Source organism: Rhodopirellula europaea 6C, assembly GCF_000338295.1.
Lineage (GTDB): Bacteria > Planctomycetota > Planctomycetia > Pirellulales > Pirellulaceae > Rhodopirellula > Rhodopirellula europaea.
Window position 1 is genome coordinate 1 of sequence record NZ_ANMO01000008.1, and the last position, 1848, is coordinate 1848.

Genomic DNA, 1848 nt, shown 5'->3' on the forward strand with positions numbered 1-1848 from the left:
GATTGGTGGAGGTGTGTGCTCCGACTCCGGTGACGGCGAAAATCCGCTTGGGATGCAGTCGCGAAAACATCAATTGCAACGAGATCGCTCGGGTGGTCGAAGAGGCGGGTGCGGCGGCACTCACCGTTCATGGCCGGACGGCGGCGGACATGTTCCGAGGCAATGCCGACTGGGAACGGATCAGTGAAATCAAATCGCATCTGCGCAACATTCCGTTGATCGGGAACGGCGACTTGGACAGCGCCGAAAAGGTGGTTGCTGCGTTCGATCAGTACGACGTTGATGCGGTCATGATCGCTCGCGCGTGCCTTGGCCGACCGTGGTTGTTTGCCCAAGCCGCCGCGGCGCTGCGAGGCGAACCGATTCCGCCCGAGCCGACGTTGCCGGAGCAACGCGACGTGATGCTGAAGCATTACCAGTTGGTGGTGGATCGCTTTGGCGACGAAAAGGGAACGGTGCTGATGCGGAAGTACGCGTGTTGCTACGCCCAAGGCAAACACGGAGCTCGCTACTTCCGGACTCACGTGGCCAAGGTTTCGACGCCGGAAGAGTTTCACTCGGTCGTCGAAGAGTATTTCCCGCTGCACGATCCCAAGCGGGAGTCGCAGGACGCTGAGAGTGTTTCGAGTGCCGCTGGCTCGTGACAGGCTATGCGGCAGTCATGCTCGTGCTCAGGTCGCAGACCGGTGCTCGTGCTCGTAATCGAAAAAAAAGGAGCTGGCGAACGGCGAACGGCGAACGACGAGCACGAGCACGAGCACGAGCACGAGCACGAGAGCTAAGAGCTAAGAGCTAAGAGCTAGGAGCTAGGAGCTAAGAGCTAGGAGCTAGGAGCTAGGAGCTAGGAGCTAGGAGCTAGGAGCTAGGAGCTAGGAGCTAGGAGCTAGGAGCTAGGAGCTGCTCGACGTAGCTTGGAAAATCTTGCATGTTTTCAGGGGGCTCACCGGGGCCGATGACCAGTGGGCCGTCGCTGTGGTCTGTCGGGAGGACGCCGTGGCTGCCGCGGACCAGTGTTGGATCCAGCGGGATCACGTCCATTTTGTAACGGAGGCCGGCTTTCTTTTGAGCCAACCGTGCCGCCGCGCGAAGTTTGCTGGTCATGAACAGTTCGCACGGGTCGTAACCAGGCTTGCGATGGATGTCGACGGTCGGAGCGAAGTCCGGCGCGTTGGCATCGTCGAGCCAGTAGTAGTACGTGAACCAGGCGTTTGGTTCTGCCAGAGCGATCAGCTCGCCGCTTCGTGGGTGATCCAGTTGCAGTTCGCCGGGATCAACGACCGATGCGATGCCGGGGGTTTCTTCCAGCGTTTTGCGAACGGTGGGGATCAGCTCGGGGCGGCGGACGTAGACGTGGGCTAGTTGGTGATCCGCGACTGCGAAGGCATCGCTTTCGCCAGGTAGCATGATCTCGCCGAATGGGCCGCGACGGACCTTCAGCCAGTCGTTACGTCGGAGGACTTGGTTGATGCCGACGGGCGCGTCGACGGGGACCAGGCCGTACTCGCTGACCACCACGACTCGAGCACCAATTTCACCGGCAGCCTGGATGACTTTGGCCGCGGCGGCATCGACCTCCGCCACTCGGGCTGGATCATGGTCGGGCAGTCGTTGAAAGTCGTAGTCCAGGTGAGGCAGGTAGCACAGCGTCAGTTGCGGTTGTTTCTCTCGCATCACCAAAGCGGTGGCTTTCGCGATCCAGTCGCTCGAAGCGATGCCGGCGGCGGGGCCCCAGAAGCCGAAGAACGGGAATGGGCCGAGCTTCTCGGTGAGGTTGCAGCCTGACCAATCCAGGATGTCGAAGACTTTGCTGCCGTCGCATCCATAGTGCGGTTTGGGAGTGGCCCCGTA

General features: G+C 60.9%; 2 protein-coding genes. One reads left to right on the top strand and one right to left on the bottom strand.

Going from position 1 to position 1848, the window contains the following annotated elements; all coding sequences use genetic code 11:
- Nucleotides 1-644: tRNA dihydrouridine synthase (locus RE6C_RS00610; RefSeq protein WP_039960826.1), on the top strand; the 644-nt coding region annotated here is incomplete at its 5' end.
- A gap of 232 nt (nt 645-876) precedes the next feature.
- On the opposite strand, the gene RE6C_RS00615 is transcribed toward RE6C_RS00610, so the two are convergent.
- The coding region (locus RE6C_RS00615) for an alkaline phosphatase family protein (protein ID WP_039960827.1) at nt 877-1848 on the bottom strand (972 nt) is incomplete at its 5' end.